15 protein-coding genes are annotated in these 16032 nt (G+C 67.4%); 6 read left to right on the forward strand and 9 right to left on the reverse strand.

All coding sequences use genetic code 11. The features are described 5' to 3' along the window. Positions 1-8 precede the first annotated feature (8 nt). The 3 genes from hutG to hutI all read right to left on the reverse strand — a co-directional run bounded on the left by hutG (position 9) and on the right by hutI (position 3813). The gene (gene hutG, locus ACCQ10_RS08345) at positions 9-866 is read right to left on the reverse strand and encodes an N-formylglutamate deformylase (RefSeq protein ID WP_372362747.1); all 858 of its coding nucleotides are present in this window, start codon (positions 864-866) and stop codon (positions 9-11) included. Between the two features lie 184 nt (positions 867-1050). Beyond that, on the reverse strand, positions 1051-2592 hold the full coding sequence (hutH, locus tag ACCQ10_RS08350; RefSeq protein WP_372362748.1) for a histidine ammonia-lyase: 1542 nt from the start codon (positions 2590-2592) through the stop codon (positions 1051-1053). A 15-nt stretch (positions 2593-2607) separates the two neighbouring features. Further along, a complete protein-coding gene (gene hutI / locus ACCQ10_RS08355) occupies positions 2608-3813 on the reverse strand; it encodes an imidazolonepropionase (protein WP_372362749.1) in 1206 nt (401 codons plus the stop codon). A gap of 60 nt (positions 3814-3873) precedes the next feature. Between hutI and ACCQ10_RS08360 the strand changes: the two genes are divergently transcribed. After that, positions 3874-5271: a formimidoylglutamate deiminase gene (locus tag ACCQ10_RS08360; RefSeq protein WP_372362750.1), complete on the forward strand. Its 1398-nt coding sequence runs from the start codon at positions 3874-3876 to the stop codon at positions 5269-5271. 15 nt (positions 5272-5286) lie between these two features. After that, the gene (gene hutC / locus ACCQ10_RS08365; RefSeq protein ID WP_372362751.1) at positions 5287-6024 is read left to right on the forward strand and encodes a histidine utilization transcriptional repressor HutC; all 738 of its coding nucleotides are present in this window, start codon (positions 5287-5289) and stop codon (positions 6022-6024) included. 281 nt (positions 6025-6305) lie between these two features. Here the strand turns inward: hutC and ACCQ10_RS08370 are convergent, their stop codons facing one another. The 3 genes from ACCQ10_RS08370 to ACCQ10_RS08380 form a co-directional block, all read right to left on the reverse strand. Further along, positions 6306-7292, reverse strand: a complete 987-nt coding sequence (locus ACCQ10_RS08370; protein ID WP_372362752.1) for a restriction endonuclease — start codon at positions 7290-7292, stop codon at positions 6306-6308. Between the two features lie 349 nt (positions 7293-7641). After that, a complete protein-coding gene (locus ACCQ10_RS08375; RefSeq protein WP_039412647.1) occupies positions 7642-8199 on the reverse strand; it encodes a phasin family protein in 558 nt (185 codons plus the stop codon). Positions 8200-8364: 165 nt separating this feature from the next. Next, on the reverse strand, positions 8365-8640 hold the full coding sequence (locus ACCQ10_RS08380) for a polyhydroxyalkanoic acid system family protein (protein WP_039412646.1): 276 nt from the start codon (positions 8638-8640) through the stop codon (positions 8365-8367). A 235-nt stretch (positions 8641-8875) separates the two neighbouring features. On the opposite strand from ACCQ10_RS08380, the gene ACCQ10_RS08385 reads away from it, so the two are divergent. Further along, on the forward strand, positions 8876-9685 hold the full coding sequence (locus ACCQ10_RS08385; protein ID WP_372362753.1) for an FHA domain-containing protein: 810 nt from the start codon (positions 8876-8878) through the stop codon (positions 9683-9685). Here the strand turns inward: ACCQ10_RS08385 and msrQ are convergent. Together msrQ and msrP are read right to left on the reverse strand one after the other, a co-directional pair. Further along, positions 9627-10283, reverse strand: a complete 657-nt coding sequence (msrQ, locus tag ACCQ10_RS08390; protein ID WP_372362754.1) for a protein-methionine-sulfoxide reductase heme-binding subunit MsrQ — start codon at positions 10281-10283, stop codon at positions 9627-9629. The two genes, ACCQ10_RS08385 and msrQ, sit on opposite strands and share 59 nt — an antisense overlap. Before the next feature lie 135 nt (positions 10284-10418). Further along, positions 10419-11387, reverse strand: a complete 969-nt coding sequence (gene msrP / locus ACCQ10_RS08395; protein WP_039412641.1) for a protein-methionine-sulfoxide reductase catalytic subunit MsrP — start codon at positions 11385-11387, stop codon at positions 10419-10421. 176 nt (positions 11388-11563) lie between these two features. On the opposite strand from msrP, the gene serC reads away from it, so the two are divergent. From serC to aroA, 3 genes are all read left to right on the forward strand, one after another. Further along, positions 11564-12649 carry a 3-phosphoserine/phosphohydroxythreonine transaminase gene (serC, locus tag ACCQ10_RS08400; RefSeq protein ID WP_184374136.1) on the forward strand — a complete coding sequence of 362 codons (1086 nt, stop codon included), beginning with the start codon at positions 11564-11566 and terminating at the stop codon, positions 12647-12649. 66 nt (positions 12650-12715) lie between these two features. Continuing rightward, positions 12716-13939: a prephenate dehydratase gene (pheA, locus tag ACCQ10_RS08405; protein ID WP_372362755.1), complete on the forward strand. Its 1224-nt coding sequence runs from the start codon at positions 12716-12718 to the stop codon at positions 13937-13939. Positions 13940-14051: 112 nt separating this feature from the next. Next, positions 14052-15368, forward strand: a complete 1317-nt coding sequence (gene aroA, locus ACCQ10_RS08410) for a 3-phosphoshikimate 1-carboxyvinyltransferase (RefSeq protein ID WP_372362756.1) — start codon at positions 14052-14054, stop codon at positions 15366-15368. On the opposite strand, the gene ACCQ10_RS08415 is transcribed toward aroA, so the two are convergent. Then, on the reverse strand, positions 15352-15819 hold the full coding sequence (locus ACCQ10_RS08415) for an energy transducer TonB (protein ID WP_047696771.1): 468 nt from the start codon (positions 15817-15819) through the stop codon (positions 15352-15354). The genes aroA and ACCQ10_RS08415 overlap by 17 nt on opposite strands. Positions 15820-16032 lie beyond the last annotated feature (213 nt).

Genomic DNA, 16032 nt, shown 5'->3' on the forward strand with positions numbered 1-16032 from the left:
CCTTGCAATCAACGGTGGGCCGCGTGCGGCGTGGTGTCGGTTCGGGGTGCGTTGGCGAATGCCAGACAGGCCAGCAGCACGTGCCGCAACACCGCGCGCAGGGCAGCGGCATGCACCGGCTGCCACGGAGTGGGCCAGTTGTCCGGGGTGATGGTGTCGGGTTCGCGCATGTAGCCGCGGCAGGCCAGCTCCATCTGCAGGGCGTGCACGCCTTGGTCGGGTTGCCCGTAATGGCGGGTGATCCAGCCGCCCTTGAAACGCCCGTTGCGTATCGTACTGGAGCCGCTGCTGCGGCACAGTTGCTCCACCGCGTCGGCCAGCGCCGGGTCGCAGCTGCGGTCGTCGTTGCTGCCGATGTTGAACTGCGGCAGTTCGCCATCGAACAGGTGCGGGATGAAGGAGCGAATCGAATGCGCGTCGTACACCACGATGCTTGCGTGCCGCTGGCGCAGGCGCGCTATCTCGTCGGCCAGCGCGGCGTGGTACGGGTCGAACCAGCGGGTGCGGCGCAGATCGATCTGTGCCTGATCCGGCGCCTGGCCTTGGGCATAGAGCGGTTGATTGTCGAAGGTGGTCAGCGGACACAGGCCGGTGGTGTTCTGGCCCGGATACAACGAAACGCCGCTGGGGTCGCGATTGACGTCGATCACCGAGCGGCTGATCGTGGTGCGCACCGTGGTGGCGCCCAGCGACTGCGCAAAATCGTAGAGCTGATGCACCCACCAGTCTGCATCGCGGCGCGCCAGCCACGGCGAGGCGAACTGGTCGGCAACCAGATCGGGTAACTCGGTTCCGGTGTGCGGGAAACTGATCAGCAAGGGGGCGTTGCCGCGGTGGATCTCCAGCCAGTCGGGCAGGGCACTCATCGTTGCGCTCCGGTGTCGCGCGCAGCGGCGAGCGAGTGCGGCCGGTGGCAGCAATCAGGGGCGTACAGGCCGGCTTCGCGCTGGACGCAGCAGGCAAACGCAGTGCCCGCAGATCCTGCGCATGCGCGCGCGGCTGCATCGCATGGCACCGGAATGTTGCACAGGCGAGCTGCAACGCGTCGCATCATGCCTGCGGCTCCACACCCGGCAACGCAATCGCCACCGCCTCGGCCAGGGCGCCCGACCGCACCAGTGCGCTGGCGGCCAGCATGTCCGGGTGGAAGTAGCGATCGTCCTGCAACGTGGGCACCTGCGCCCGCAGCAATGCGCGTGCCGCTTCCAGTGCGTCACTGGAGCGCAGCGGCGCATGGAAGTCGCAGCCTTGCACCGCCGCCAGCAGCTCGATGCCGATCACGTGCGCGGCGTTATCCGCCATGGCCAGCAGACGGCGCGCACCGTGCGCGGCCATCGACACATGATCTTCCTGGTTGGCGGAGGTTGGAATCGAATCCACGCTGGCCGGGTAGGCGCGCTGCTTGTTCTCCGACACCAGGGCCGCGGCGGTGACCTGCGGAATCATGAAGCCGGAGTTCAAACCCGGGCGCGGGGTGAGAAACGCCGGCAGACCGGACAAGGCCGGATCGACCAGCATCGCGGTGCGGCGTTCGCTGATCGAGCCGATCTCGCACACGGCCATCGCCAGCATGTCGGCGGCAAAGGCCACCGGCTCGGCATGGAAGTTGCCGCCCGACAGTGCCTCGCCGGTATCGCTGAACACCAACGGATTATCGGACACGCCGTTGGCTTCGATTTCCAGCGTGCGCGCGGCCTGCCGCATGATGTCCAGCGCTGCCCCCATCACCTGCGGCTGGCAGCGCAGGCAATACGGGTCCTGCACGCGCACATCGCCGAGCCGGTGCGATTCGCGGATCGCCGAATCGGCCATCAGTGCGCGCAACGCCGCGGCGGTCGCGATCTGCCCCGGCTGCCCGCGCAATGCATGGATACGCGCATCGAACGGCGTATCCGAGCCCTTGGCCGCTTCCACCGACAGCGCGCCGGTCACCAGCGCGGCCTGCAACACGGTTTCGATCTCGAACAGGCCGGCCAGCGCGCAGGCGGTGGAGAATTGCGTACCGTTGAGCAGCGCCAGGCCTTCCTTTGCGCCAAGCACGCGCGGTTGCAGTTGCGCGTGTGCAAGCGCGTCGGCAGCAGGTAACCGTTGCCCGCCGACGAAGGCTTCGCCAACGCCGATCATCACTGCGGCCAGATGCGACAGCGGCGCCAGATCGCCGGACGCCCCGACCGACCCCTGGCACGGCACCACCGGAGTGATGCCCGCATGCAGCATCGCGTCCAGCAACGCCAGCGTGCCGGGTTGCACGCCGGACGCACCCTGCGCCAGGCTGGTGAGCTTGAGCGCCATCATCAGCCGCACCACCGGCACCGGCGTGGGCTCGCCGACGCCGGCCGCATGCGACAGCACGATATTGCGCTGCAGGGTCTGCAGGTCGTCGCGCTCGATGCGCACGCTGGCCAGCTTGCCGAAGCCGGTGTTGACGCCGTAGACCGGCTCGCCACGCGCGACGATGGCCTCCACCGTCTGTGCGCTGCGCAGCACCGCGGCCGCGCAGGCGTCGTCCATCCTCACCTCGGCGCCGCGATACAGCGCACGCCACTGCGCCAGCGTCACGTGGCCGGGTTGCAAGACAACAGAAGCACTCATGACAACTCCAGTGAATCAGGTCGAATGCCCGCGCCAGACGCGGGCGTGAAGCGGGTTGAAGCCCATGCGATAGACCAGGTCGGCCGGCGCATCGATGTCCCAGATCGCCAGGTCGCAGTCCAGGCCGGCGCGCAACCGGCCCAGTCGCGCGCTGCGGCCGAGCGCACGCGCAGCCTCGCGGGTGAAGCCGGCGATGCATTCGTCCACCGTCATGCGGAACAACGTGGCCGCCATGTTCATCGCCAGCAGCGGGCTGGTCAGCGGCGAGGTGCCGGGGTTGCAGTCGGTGGCCAGGGCCAGTGGCACCCCCGCCGTGCGCAGGGCCTCGATCGGCGGCAACTGGGTATCGCGGGTGAAATAGAACGCACCGGGCAGCAGTACCGCCACCGTGCCGGCAGCGGCCATGGCCGCCACGCCGTCCTGGTCCAGGTATTCGATGTGGTCGGCCGACAACGCCCCGTAGCGCGCGGCCAGCGCCGCGCCATGCTGGTTGCTCAGCTGCTCGGCATGGATCTTGATGCCCAGCCCGTGCGCCTGCGCGGCGATGAAGACCTGTTCGGCCTGGGCAGGCGTAAACGCCAGGTGCTCGCAGAACACGTCGACCGCTTCGGCCAGGCCATGCGCGGCAATCGCCGGAATCATCCGGGTGCAGACCGCATCGATGTAAGGTTGCGCAGCGCTGCCCGGCGGCACCGCATGCGCACCGAGAAAGGTCGGTACCACCTCGACCTGACGCAGGCCGGCGAGCGCGCGCGCCACGCGCAGTTGCTTGGTTTCGTCCTCCAGCGTCAGCCCGTAGCCGGATTTGATTTCCAGCGTGGTCACTCCTTCGGAAAGCAGTGCATCCAGGCGCGGCAGGCTGGCAGCGAGCAGGACGGCATCGTCGGCAGCGCGGGTGGCCCGCACGGTGGCCACGATGCCACCACCGGCTGCGGCGATGTCGGCGTAGCTGGCGCCGCGCAGACGTTGCTCGAATTCGTTGGCGCGGTTGCCTGCATACACCAGGTGCGTGTGGCAATCGATCAGGCCCGGGCTGATCCAGCGTCGTTGGCAGTCGTGCGTGGTGGCCGCTGCGAACCCTGGCGCCTGCGCGGCCGGGCCGGCATACACGATGCGGCCGTCCAGGCAGGCGACCACGCCATCGTCCACCGGACCCAGACCGCCGCCTGGTGCGTCCAGGGTCATCAGCTGCGCGTTGTGCCAGAGAACGTCGCAATGCATGGCGCAGGCTCGTGGTGTCTGATATGTATATACAATAGATTCGTCAATCGAGGGTGTCCAGTGGCAGACCAGCCGTTACAAGCGTTGTGGGCAGCGCGGGCCCTGTTGCCAGGCGGCTGGGCCAGCGGTGTGCGCATCGGCCTGGCGCAGGGGCGCATCGTGTCGGTGCAGGCCGATACCGCGGTGGCTGCCACCGATACCCGTGCCGGGACGCTGCTGCCCGGCCTGGGCAACCTGCACAGCCACGCCTTCCAGCGCGGCATGGCCGGCCTGACCGAAGTGGGTGGGCGTCGCGGTGACAGCTTCTGGAGCTGGCGCGAGCTGATGTACCGCTTTGTCGACCGGCTCGACCCGGACAGCCTGCAGGCGATCGCCGAGCAGGCGTATGTGGAGATGCTGGAAAGCGGCTTCACCCGCGTCGGCGAATTCCATTACCTGCACCACAGCCCCGGCGGCGCGCCTTACGCGCATGCCGGCGAAATGTCCGGGCGCATCGTCGCTGCCGCTGCCAATACCGGCATCGGGCTGAGCCTGCTGCCGGTGTTCTACGCGCACTCGGATTTTGGCGGCGCCGCACCCAGCGCGGCGCAGAAGCGCCTGATCCACGACATCGACGGCTTCGCACGGCTGCTCGACGATTGCAGGCAAAGCCTCACTGCGCTGCCCGACGGCGTGCTCGGCCTGGCGCCGCACAGCCTGCGCGCGGTCACGCCGCACCAGCTGATGGCACTGCTGCCGCTGACCGATGGTCCGGTGCACATCCACATTGCCGAGCAGCAGCGCGAGGTCGATGCCTGCCTGGCCTGGTCGGGCCAGCGCCCGGTGGACTGGTTACTGGCCAATGCGCCGGTGGACGCACGCTGGTGCCTGGTGCACGCCACGCATGTCACCGGCAGTGAAGTGCAGGCCATTGCCGATCGCGGCGCGGTGGTCGGGCTATGCCCGATCACCGAGGCGAATCTGGGCGATGGGATCTTCCCGATGCAGGTGTTCGCCGCCGCGGGTGGCCGCTTCGGTGTGGGCTCCGATTCCAATGTGCTGATCGATGCCGCCGAGGAGCTGCGCCTGCTCGAATATGGCCAGCGGCTCAGCGTGCAGGCGCGCAACGTGCTGGCGCCCGCCGATGTGTCGAGCGGACGCTGGTTGTACGACCAGGCCGGCAGGGGCGCGGCACAGGCACTGGGCAGTGTGGTGCACGGTATCCAGACAGGCGCCGCGGCCGATCTGGTGGAGCTAGATGCCTCGCACCCGGCCTTGCTCGCACGCGACGACGACGCGCTGCTGGACAGCTGGATATTCGCCGCACGCGCGGGGGCGGTGCGCACCGTCTGGCGCGCCGGGCGTGCGGTGGTGCGCGATGGCCGGCATATCGACCGCGCACGCATCGCCGCGCGGTTCGCACAGGTGTTGCGCACAGTGCTGGGCAAAGGAGCCGATGCGCGCACAATGCAGGTCTGACCGGAGACCTCCGCTTTGACCGCCACCCCCATCGCCGCGCCCGGCACCTTGCACCACCGCATCCGGCAGGATCTGGAGCAACGCATTCATAGCGGCGACTGGCCGCCCGGGCACCGCATCCCGCCCGAGCACGAACTGATGGCGCAGTACGGCTGCTCGCGCATGACCGTCAACAAGGTGCTCGGCCTGCTGGCCGACGCCGGCATGATCGAGCGTCGCCGCCGCACCGGCTCGTTCGTGGCGCGCCCGCATCCGCATCTGGAGCAGGTGGCGCTGTCGATCCCGGATATCGAAGTGGAGATGACCACGCGCGGACATCGCTACGCGTTTTCGCTGTTGTCGCGGCGGCTGCGCAACGTGCGCCCGCGCGTGCCGCAGGAGCGCGCGCTGGGCAGCACCGGCAAGCTGCTCGCGCTGGACAGCCTGCATCTGGCCGATGGCAGCCCGTTTGCGCTGGAACAGCGGGTGATCGATGTCACCACCGTGCCCGAGGCCCTGCAAGAGCCATTCACCACGCTCGCTCCCGGCAGCTGGCTGTTGCGCAATGTGCCGTGGACGCGTGCCGAACACCGCATCAGCGCAGTCAGCGCCGATGCCGCGCAGGCACGCAGCCTGCAGGTGGACGAAGGCGCGGCCTGTCTGGTGATCGACCGCCACACCTGGCGTGGCGAGCAACCGGTGACCTATGTGCGCCAGCTGTTTCTGGGCGGCTCCTACGATCTGGTGGCGCGGTTTGCGCCGGGCATGCGCTGACGCTGTACTGGAGCCTCGCGCGCGCCTCCGGCGTAGGGCCTATCGCGTTGCAGAACGCAGTCGCTGCAACGCCGGTGTGCACGGCGGCTTCGAGAGCGCGGCTCGCCTGACCCAGCTGTCGTAAATGGCCAGCCGCTGCATGCGCAATGACGGGAGCGCGTCGCAGTCATCGCCCAGCCGCGCCCACAGATCAGCGCGGGATCGACTGGACTCGCGCGTGCCCACGCCAGACGCCCGATATGTTTACCTGCGGGGTGGCAGACCATCGCGGCCCACCCGCATCAGATCGTGGTGCATTGTCGCCATCGCACCGGCTCGTCCACGCCCGGTCGGGGGTTGAGCTGCACGCGCACCGTGCGCAGATAGGGGTAACGCTGCAGTTCGCGGCAGATCAGCGGCCATGCCGTGCTGTCGTCCACCGCACGATCCACCGCAAGCGTCGCCTGGGTGATCCAGATCCCGCGCACCAGGCCCGGCGTCTGCGCCAATGCCCTGGACACCTCGCGCCGATAGCCTTGCAGGGTCTCGGCATCCGGCTCTGCGCTGGTTGCCGTCGCGGCGCCGACTGGCGCTGCCGGCGCTGTGGACTGCGCAGCGTTCATGGCGGCCGCAGCGGTAGGGCTCGGCTGCGTTGTGCCCGCCCGCGAAGCCGCGGCGGGCGGTGCGGGGTGTGGCTCGGGCGGGCGCAGTGCCAGCACCGCCACCAGGGCAAGCGTGGCCAGGACGGCACCGGCAATGACGCTGTGGCGGAGCGCGCGTCGTCGCGCCAGGGTCACCACGCGGGTCTCCACATCGCCCGGCAGATAGGGTTTGAGCAAGGGCCACATGCGCGTGCCGTCCAGCACTTCGATGGATTGCTTGTCTGCCGCAGCCAGGCCTTCGCGCTCCATGCGGCCTTCGGTCACCATCACCCCGCCGCCAGCGCCGGCCAGCCGTGCCATCGCCCCGAGTTCGTTCACTGCAGCTACGCCGATGCGATAGCCGCGGCCATGCTTGCAGGCCACCAGGCGGGTGCCGTGATCGGTCTGCATCATGAAATCGGCGGTGGGCAGGCCATCCTGCGGCAGCTGGGTTGGTTGCCAGCCGCGTTGGTCCTGCAGCACCCGCAGCACCACCGCGGAGAAGTCGCGCCAATGCAGGGCAGCCAGGGCACGGATGCCTTCGTCGGTTTCGTTGGCGCGACGCCGCACCAGCCAGAAGTAGGCGCACACCGCCAACCAGAGCAGCAGTGCAGCCACGAGCGCCAAAATCCAGGAAGGCATAAGCATCAAGCGAAGGGATGGCGCGTATTACGAGTCGATGCGCCTAGAAGAATCCTTCGTGCCGGATTCGTCAATGGATCGCGGGCGGCGATGTCACGAGCCGTGACCCAGGCAACGAAAGACCCGCCAGTCCGAAGCCGTGAGGGGAGGGGAGCAAACGGACTTCGTGATACAGGACTGGCGGGTCGTTCCCGATTGTCTGTAAAACCATGCTGCTTTGCAACACGGTGACGGGGCGGCTATCGCATGGCCCCGGTGCGGTCCGGGGCGACCTGGCTGCGCAGGACAGCAACTGTCGACGGGCGCCGGTGCGACGCCCTGCATCCCGTGCACCAAGCCGACCCCTTCCCGCAGTTCACTCCCCGTCGAAAGCCGCCGTATTGCCGGTCTGCGAGGTGCCGGCGGTGGTGCCTGCACTGGTCGTCTCGCTGCTGGCAGCCTGCGCGGCCTGATTGGCCGTGCGGTTGGCCCGCTTGGTCGCGGCGGTATTGGCCCGCACCTGTGCCTTCAGCGATTCCACTTCACGCCGAAGTGTTTCCAGCTCTTCCTGCTCGGGGATGTTGAGCGTGCGCAGCACGCCCTTGACGCGTTCGTCGAAGGCCTTGCCCAACTTGTCCCAGCCGCGCACTGCGGTATCGCGTGCCTGCTCGAACTGGGTTTCCACTTCTTCGCGCAGCTCGTCCACGCCTTCGGCCGCCTTGCGCTGGCCGGTGCGCTCGTAGGCAGCGCCCTCGCGCACCAGCGAGTCGAACAATTTGCCGCCTTCGCTCTGCACCCGGCCCAGCGCGCCGAGTCCCGCCAGCCACACGGTCTGCGCCGATTCGCCGAGCCGGCGCGAGATCTGCTCTGCCTGGGCCTGGAAGCCCGACGCCGTGTGGTCGCGATTGCCGTTCTGGTCGTATCCGGTCGTCATGGAGTGCTCCTGTCGATTGCCAAAGTGACGTTGCGTTCACCCTAGTGCCGGTCCTGCATCGGGCAGGTGAAGCGCCACCCGATCAGGCCTGGCCCAAGCATCCGCCCATCGCATGCGGGGCGGGTGACTTGGCGCTGAAGCGGCAAACCTGCGCGCAGCGCTGGCTCAGGCGAGTTTTTCCGCCAGCAGGCGGCGGATTTCCGATTCCACCATCGGCTGCACGGCCGACAGCAGGAAGCCGAGCTCGGCTGTCACGTGTACCTGCTGCGGCAGCAGGGTGATTGCACCATCCACACCGGCGCGGGCGATGCGCAAGGTGTCGCCTTCCCAATGCGAGGCAACGCCGTAGCGATCGGTCAGCTTGCGCGCCGCCTCGTCGATCGCCGCGCGGGCCTGGGCCGGCGGCAGGGAATGGTCGTGGCGGATATCGATGCTGGACATGAGCTGCCTGGGTGAGACGAAAGTAGGCGCGCATTGTGCGCATGCGCGCGTCCGGCTCCAAGTGCGACCGCTCGCGCCGCGCTCCAGGCGGCACCGTGGAGACATATGCGTCGGTGCCGATGCGCGCATTTCCAGCGCGTACGCTTCGCTGCACAACAGCCCGACGCCGCCCTCCGGCGGTGTGCAAGATGCCGGGTTGGCCGCTGCTGGCGGCAAACCTGCTAGGCTGCGGCGGGTGCGCGACCTGCAAGTTCATTTCACCCACCGGCAGCAGCCGGATCATTCCCTCACGCCCGGCGTCCACCGGATCGTCCGTCATGCCTCCGGCAGCGTGCGGGTGGTCGCCGATGCGCAGGGTGCGCTGCTGTTGGCGCAGTTCTGCCTGGACCAGCGTGGCCTGTGGCTGCAGGTGGCCAATGGCATCCGCGGCATCCACGTCAACGGACGCCCGGTGCGGCGCATGGCCTTGCTGCGTCCCGGCGATGCGATCTACGCCGACGGTGTGGAGATGCTGTTGCGCAGCGCGCCGTCGAGCGCACCGGCCAACGATGCGCCGGAGGACAATGCCGGCCTGAGCGAAGTCTGCCTGCTGCTGCGCGGGCTGGGCGGGCGCCACCACGGACGCAGCTTCACCCTTGACCGCTCACGCCTGGTCGGCAGCGACCCGGCGTCGGACATCGTCATCGACGACCCGGCGTTCACTGCCCAGCACGCGCGCCTGGAACGCCATGGCGACCGCGTGCTGATGCGCGACCTGGGGTCGGAAGAGGGCAGCTGGATCAATGGCGTGCAGGTGCGCGATGGTTGGTTGCAGGCCGGCGACCAGGTCGTGTTCGATGCGCGTCACCGCTTCGTGGTGGAAGTCCCGCGCATCCATCACGGCACCACCTGGGACATTCCCGATTCCGAACCGCCGCCGCCGCCGCGTGCCACCGCCGCGCCGGCGCGCGCACCGATGAAGGTCGCACGCTGGCCCTGGCTGCTGCTCAGCGCGGTGTTGCTGGCGGCGGCGCTGAGCGCCCTGCTGTGGTTCGGCGCGCGCTGAGCTTTTTCCAGATCCGCCAGCCCAGCAGCACGGCCAGGATGCCGGCATACAGTGCCGGTTCGCGGATGTCGGACTTCACCAGCCACCAGAAATGCAGCACCGCCAGCACGCCGATCGGATAGATCAGCTGGTGCAGGCGGCCCCAGTTGCGCTTGAGCCGGCGCATCCAGCCCTGGGTCGAGGTGATCGCCAGCGGCAGCAACAGCAGCCAGGCCGCAAATCCCACCGTGATGTAGGGACGCTTGAGAATCTCTTCGAAGATCTGCGTCCAGAAGCCGCGCAGGTCCAGGGTCAGGTACACCAGCAGATGCACGCTGGCGTAGAAGAACGCGTAGAGCCCCAGCATGCGGCGGAAGCGGATCACAACCGCCTGGCCGGTGAGCTGACGCAACGGCGTGAGTGCCAGCGTGATCAGCAGAAACCGTAGTGCCCAAAAACCGGTGCGGTGCTCGATCTCGGCCACCGGGTCGGCGCCCAGTGCATCGCTGCCGTTCTGCCACACCTGCCAGAACTGCCAACAGAGCAGCGCCATCGGCGCCAGTGCGGCAACGTGTACCGCAGTCTTTGCGGCGATCAATGCAACAGAGGTCTTGGCCATGCCATCTCGAAGAGGGGAGCGACGCCGCGTGGGCATGAAGCGTAGGAGCGCACCCGGGCGCGCCGGGCCTTACCGGTAAGGCCTGTCGCGCCCGGGTGCGCTCCTACGGCCGGTCGATACCGGAGTGAGTGTTGCCTAGAACCACTTCTTCAGATCCATGCCTGCGTACAACGACGCCACCTGATCGGCATAGCCATTGAACGGCTTGGTCGCAATGCGCTCGGCAAACAGCTTGCTGGCAGTGCCGGCGATGCGGCGCTCGGTCTTCTGGCTCCAGCGCGGATGATCCACCGCCGGGTTCACGTTGGAAAAGAAGCCGTATTCGGACGGCTGCAGATCGTGCCAGGCGGTCTCGGGCATCTTCTCGACGAAGCGGATCTCCACGATCGACTTGATGCTCTTGAAGCCGTACTTCCATGGCACCACCAGGCGCAGCGGCGCACCGTTCTGCTGTGGCAACGGCTTGCCGTACAGGCCGGTGGCCAGCAAGGTCAGCGGATGCATCGCTTCGTCGATGCGCAGGCCTTCGCGATACGGCCAGTTGATCGAGCGATAGCGCACACCCGGCATCTGCTGCGGGTCGGCCAGCGTGGTGAACGCCACATACTTGGCCTTGGAGGTCGGCGCGAAACGCTTGAGCACCTCGCCCAGTGGCACGCCGGTCCACGGGATCACCATCGACCAGCCTTCCACGCAACGCAGCCGATAGATGCGCTCTTCCGGCGTGACGCCCTTGAGCAGTTCATCCAGCGACAGGCTGCCGGGCTTTTCGCATTCGCCGCCCACTTTCACCGACCACGGCGACAGCTTCAGTGTCTTGGCGGCCTTCGACGGGTCGGTCTTGTCGGTACCGAATTCGTAGAAATTGTTGTAGCTGGTGACATCTTCCAGCTTGGTCAACTCCTCGGCGGTGCGAAATCCGCTGCGCGCCTGCGCCGGGGTCACCACCGTCTTGGGCGGTGGCGGCGGGTCGGCCTCGGCGCAGCCGGCCACGCCCAGTGCCGGCGTCAGCGCAAGCAGTTGCAGCAGCCGACGACGGTCGCGGTAAACGGCCTCATCGGTGATCTCGCTGGACGGCAGGTTGAAAGCAGTGCGAAACGACATGGCAGGCTCCGGCAATGGCTGCAGCGTGAGAGTAGCCGACCGGGGCAGAAGTTCGTCCCGCGGCTGTCACTACGTTACGTCAGGCTCAGTCAAAAGGATGCAGCTGCAACTTTTTTGCCCGCTGCCAAGGCCGATGCGCTGCGGCATACTAGAAGGCTAGCTCGACAAGGTGTGCCATGACTCGCGCGTTCAATTTCAGTGCCGGCCCTGCGACATTGCCGGAATCGGTCCTGCGGCAGGCGCAGGCGGAGATGGTCGAGTGGAATGGCGTTGGTGCCTCGATCGTTGAAATCAGCCATCGCAGCGCGGATTTCATGGCGGTCGCCGCCGCGGCCGAAGCCGATCTGCGCACCTTGCTGTCGATCCCCGACGACTATGCCGTGCTGTTCACGGCCGGTGGCGCCACCACGATCCAGGCGCTGCTGCCGCTGAACTTCGCCGCGCCCGGCCAGGCGGCCGACTATGTGATCAGCGGCCACTGGGGCAAGACCGCGATCAAGCAGGCGGCACCTTACGTGGACGCACGCATTGCTGCCGATGCACAGGCGGGCGGTTTTACCGAGATTCCGCCGGTAGCCAGCTGGACCTTGTCGCCGCACTCGGCCTATGTGCACATCACCGCCAACGAAACCATCCACGGTGTCGAATTCCGTGAGACACCGGATGTGGGCACACTGCCGTTGTTTGCCGATTTCAGCTCATCCATTGCGTCCGAGCCGCTTGATATCTCGCGTTACGGGCTGATCTATGCCGGTGCGCAGAAGAACCTGGGGCCGGTGGGGATTTCGGTGCTGATCGTGCGGCGCGACCTACTCGAGCGCGCCGGGCAGCCGCGCGCCGACATCTTCAATTACGCCTCGCATGCGGCACGCGATTCGATGCTCAACACGCCGCCAACCTGGAACTGGTATCTGCTCGGGCTGACCGTGAAGTGGATGCTGGAGCAGGGCGGGGTGACCGAGTTTGCGCGGCGCAACGCGGAGAAGGCCGGCCTGGTGTATGCGGCCATCGATCGTTCCGGCGGCTTCTATCGCAACCTGGTCACACCGGCGGTGCGCTCGCGCATGAACATCCCGTTCTTCCTGCCGGACGAGCAGTTGGATGCGTTGTTCGTGAGCGAATCCAAGGCCGCCGGGTTGCTTGCGTTGAAGGGCCACAAAGCCGTCGGCGGTATCCGTGCATCGCTGTACAACGCGATGCCGGTGGCCGGTGCGCAGGCACTGGTGGCCTTCATGCACGACTTCCAGCAGCGTCACGGCTGAGTCCAACTTCGACCGCGGCGCATGCCGCGCAGGCGCGTGCGCCGTCTTTTCAAGGAATGCCCAGCGATGGCACCCAAGTCCAACAAGCCCAAGGCCGCCAATGGCGGCAAACACAGCCCGGCGAGCACGTCTGCCGACACATCTGCGCGTGCGCCCGGCAGCAAACCTGCCAAGGTGGCTGCCAAATCCGTCGCCAAGCCTGTCGCGGCCGCACCGGTGCTGGCCGATGTGCGCGCCAAGATCGACGAGATCGACCGCAACATCCAGGCATTGATCGCCGAGCGGGCCAACTTCGCGCACCAGGTCGGCAAGGCCAAGGGCAAACTGGCAGCGGCGGTGGACTACTACCGCCCCGAGCGCGAAGCGCAGGTGCTGCGCATGGTGGTGGACCGCAACGAGGGCCCGCTCAGCGATGAAGTGCTGGTGCACGTGTATCGCGAAATCATGTCTGCGTGTCTGGCCCAGCAGGAGCCATTGAAGATCGGTTACCTGGGGCCGGAAGGCACCTTCAGCCAGCAGGCCGTGCTCAAGCATTTCGGGCGCTCGGCGGTGGGTCTGCCGATGGCGACCATCGAGGAAGTGTTCCAGGAAGTGGAAGCCGGCAATGCCGATTTCGGTGTGGTGCCGGTGGAGAATTCCGGGCAGGGCACCATCCAGGTCACGCTGGACATGTTCCTGACCTCCAACCTGAAAATCTGCGGCGAAGTCGAACTGCGCGTGCATCAGTATCTGCTCTCGCGCAACGGCCGGCTGGACGACATCGAGCGCATCTATGCGCATTCGCAGTCCTTCGCGCAGACCGCCGGCTGGTTGCGGTCGCATCTGCCCAAGGTGGAGAAGATTGCGGTTTCCAGCAACGCCGAGGGTGCACGGCGCGCGCGTAACGCCGAAGACGCTGCGGCGATCGGCGGCGAGAGCGCGGCGCACGTGTATGGCCTGAAGAAGGTCATCATGAAGTCGATCGAAGACGACGACGACAACACCACGCGCTTCCTGGTGATCGGCCGCCAGATCTTTCCCTCGTCCGGGCACGACCGCACCTCGGTGCTGGTGTTCATCCATGACAAGCCGGGTGCGTTGTTCGATGTGCTCAGCCCGTTCGCACGCCACGGCATCAGCATGAACCGCATCGAGTCGCGGCCCTCGCACCAGGCCAAGTGGGAGTACGGCTTCTTCATCGATCTGGTCGGCCATGTGGAAGACGAGGCGATGAAGCAGGCACTCGCCGAGCTGGAAGCGCATTCGGCACAGATCAAGGTGCTGGGGTCGTATCCGGTGGCGATTCCCTAGGCGCACGAACAGCCGCCGCCATCGGCGCGTTGCGTTGGTGTCGGCAACGCGGCCCCTCTTTCAAAGCGCATCGCCACCGCCCGTGGCGATGCGCAGCATTCGGATCATTCGCATGAGCAACAGCACGCAACACTGGATCGCCCGGCAAGGCAGCGCCTTGCGTGGCACCTTGGCCATTCCCGGCGACAAGTCGGTCTCGCACCGTGCGGTGATGTTTGCCGCGCTCGCCGATGGCGTCTCGCAGATCGACGGCTTCCTCGAAGGTGAAGATACGCGCTCCACTGCGGCCATTTTCGCCAAGCTCGGCGTGCGTATCGAAACGCCATCGGCGTCGCAGCGCATCGTGCATGGCGTCGGTGTGGATGGCTTGCAGCCGCCGTCCGAGGCGCTGGACTGCGGCAACGCCGGCACCGGCATGCGGCTGCTGGCCGGCGTGCTTGCCGCGCAGCGCTTCGACAGCGTGCTGGTCGGTGATGACTCGTTGTCCAAGCGGCCGATGCGGCGGGTGACCGGCCCGTTGGCGCAGATGGGCGCCAGGATCGACACCCAGGATGACGGCACGCCGCCGCTGCGGGTGCACGGTGGCCAGACATTGCAGGGCATTGCATTCGTTTCGCCGGTGGCCAGCGCCCAGGTCAAGTCGGCGGTGCTGCTGGCCGGCCTGTACGCACAGGGTGAGACCTCGGTGACCGAGCCGCATCCCACACGCGACTACACCGAGCGGATGTTGTCGGCGTTCGACGTGGAGATCGATTTCGCTCCCGGCACCGCGCGTCTGCGTGGCGGCCAGCGACTGCGCGCCACCGATATCGCGGTGCCTGCCGACTTTTCGTCGGCGGCGTTCTTCATCGTGGCTGCCAGCATCATCCCCGGCTCGGAGGTCGTATTGCGCGCGGTGGGATTGAACCCGCGGCGCACCGGGCTGCTGGCGGCGTTGCGCCTGATGGGCGCCGACATCACCGAAGAACGTCATGCCGAACACGGCGGCGAACCGGTAGCCGACCTGCGCGTGCGTTACGCGCCGTTGCAGGGCGCGCACATTCCCGAAGCACTGGTGCCGGACATGATCGACGAGTTTCCGGCCTTGTTCGTGGCTGCGGCTGCGGCAAGCGGACAGACCGTGGTCACCGGCGCTGCCGAATTGCGGGTCAAGGAATCGGATCGGCTGGCGGCCATGGCCACTGGCCTGCGCACCTTGGGCGTGCAGGTCGATGAAACGCCGGATGGCGCCACCATCCACGGCGGCAGCATTGGCAGCGGCGTGATCGAAAGCCATGGCGACCACCGCATTGCCATGGCATTTGCCATCGCCGGCCAGCTGTCCACCGGCAGCGTGCAGGTCAACGATGTAGCGAATGTCGCGACCTCGTTCCCGGGTTTCGACACCCTGGCGCGGGATGCCGGCTTCGGGCTCAGCGCGCTGCGCTGAAGTCCACCGGCACCTGCACGCTGCTGATCACGGCATGACCATCGCGCGTGGCCGGCGCGAAGCGCCACTGGCGCAGGCTGTCGGTCACCGCCGCATCCAGGCGCGGGTCGTTGCTGCCGGTGCGTTCGACAATGACCACCTCGCGCACCCGGCCCTGCACATCGAGCTGAAGGCGCACGGTACGGCTGCCCTGGATGCCGGCGCGCGCCAGTTCGGCGGGATAGCTGGGCATTGCATTGCCGGGTAACGGTTGGGCTTCGATGCTGGTGGTAGCCGCGCGTGCCGGTGCATGCGCCACCATGGTCATCGCGCGGGGGCCATCGGCACTGGGCAGAATCTGGCGGCTCGCGACGGGAGCGGGGCCGGTATCGGTCGCAAACGACTCGTCGCTATGCCGGTTCCACCACCAGGCCGGAATGACCACCAGCAGAGCCAGCAGCGTTGCCCACAGCCATGGCGAGGCGCCGTCGTCTGCCGCATCCGGCCCCCGGCCCGTCACAGGCGGAGCGCCGCGCGACATCGCTGGCGCCTGGGGCGTTGAGGGGTTCGAGATGAAGGACATGGCCGACCTCCTGGCGCATCTTTGGGATGACGCAGCCAGTCTGGTCGGCACTGCCTGAGGCGCAGCTAAGGCGCGAGGCCTGGCAGCAGTTGCCGGCGTGCG

The sequence above is a fragment of the Xanthomonas sp. NCPPB 1325 genome, assembly GCF_041477645.2.
In the GTDB taxonomy this organism is placed as follows: Bacteria; Pseudomonadota; Gammaproteobacteria; order Xanthomonadales; family Xanthomonadaceae; genus Xanthomonas; species Xanthomonas cannabis.

Coding starts and splice junctions, on each gene's coding strand:
- msrP (WP_039412641.1), bottom strand. CDS start 11,387: ATGTCGTTTCGCACTGCTTTCAACCTGCCGTCCAGCGAGATCACCGAT.
- ACCQ10_RS08370 (WP_372362752.1), bottom strand. CDS start 7,292: ATGCTTATGCCTTCCTGGATTTTGGCGCTCGTGGCTGCACTGCTGCTC.
- aroA (WP_372362756.1), top strand. CDS start 14,052: ATGAGCAACAGCACGCAACACTGGATCGCCCGGCAAGGCAGCGCCTTG.
- hutG (WP_372362747.1), bottom strand. CDS start 866: ATGAGTGCCCTGCCCGACTGGCTGGAGATCCACCGCGGCAACGCCCCC.
- ACCQ10_RS08380 (WP_039412646.1), bottom strand. CDS start 8,640: ATGTCCAGCATCGATATCCGCCACGACCATTCCCTGCCGCCGGCCCAG.
- msrQ (WP_372362754.1), bottom strand. CDS start 10,283: ATGGCCAAGACCTCTGTTGCATTGATCGCCGCAAAGACTGCGGTACAC.
- serC (WP_184374136.1), top strand. CDS start 11,564: ATGACTCGCGCGTTCAATTTCAGTGCCGGCCCTGCGACATTGCCGGAA.
- hutI (WP_372362749.1), bottom strand. CDS start 3,813: ATGCATTGCGACGTTCTCTGGCACAACGCGCAGCTGATGACCCTGGAC.
- hutH (WP_372362748.1), bottom strand. CDS start 2,592: ATGAGTGCTTCTGTTGTCTTGCAACCCGGCCACGTGACGCTGGCGCAG.
- ACCQ10_RS08375 (WP_039412647.1), bottom strand. CDS start 8,199: ATGACGACCGGATACGACCAGAACGGCAATCGCGACCACACGGCGTCG.
- pheA (WP_372362755.1), top strand. CDS start 12,716: ATGGCACCCAAGTCCAACAAGCCCAAGGCCGCCAATGGCGGCAAACAC.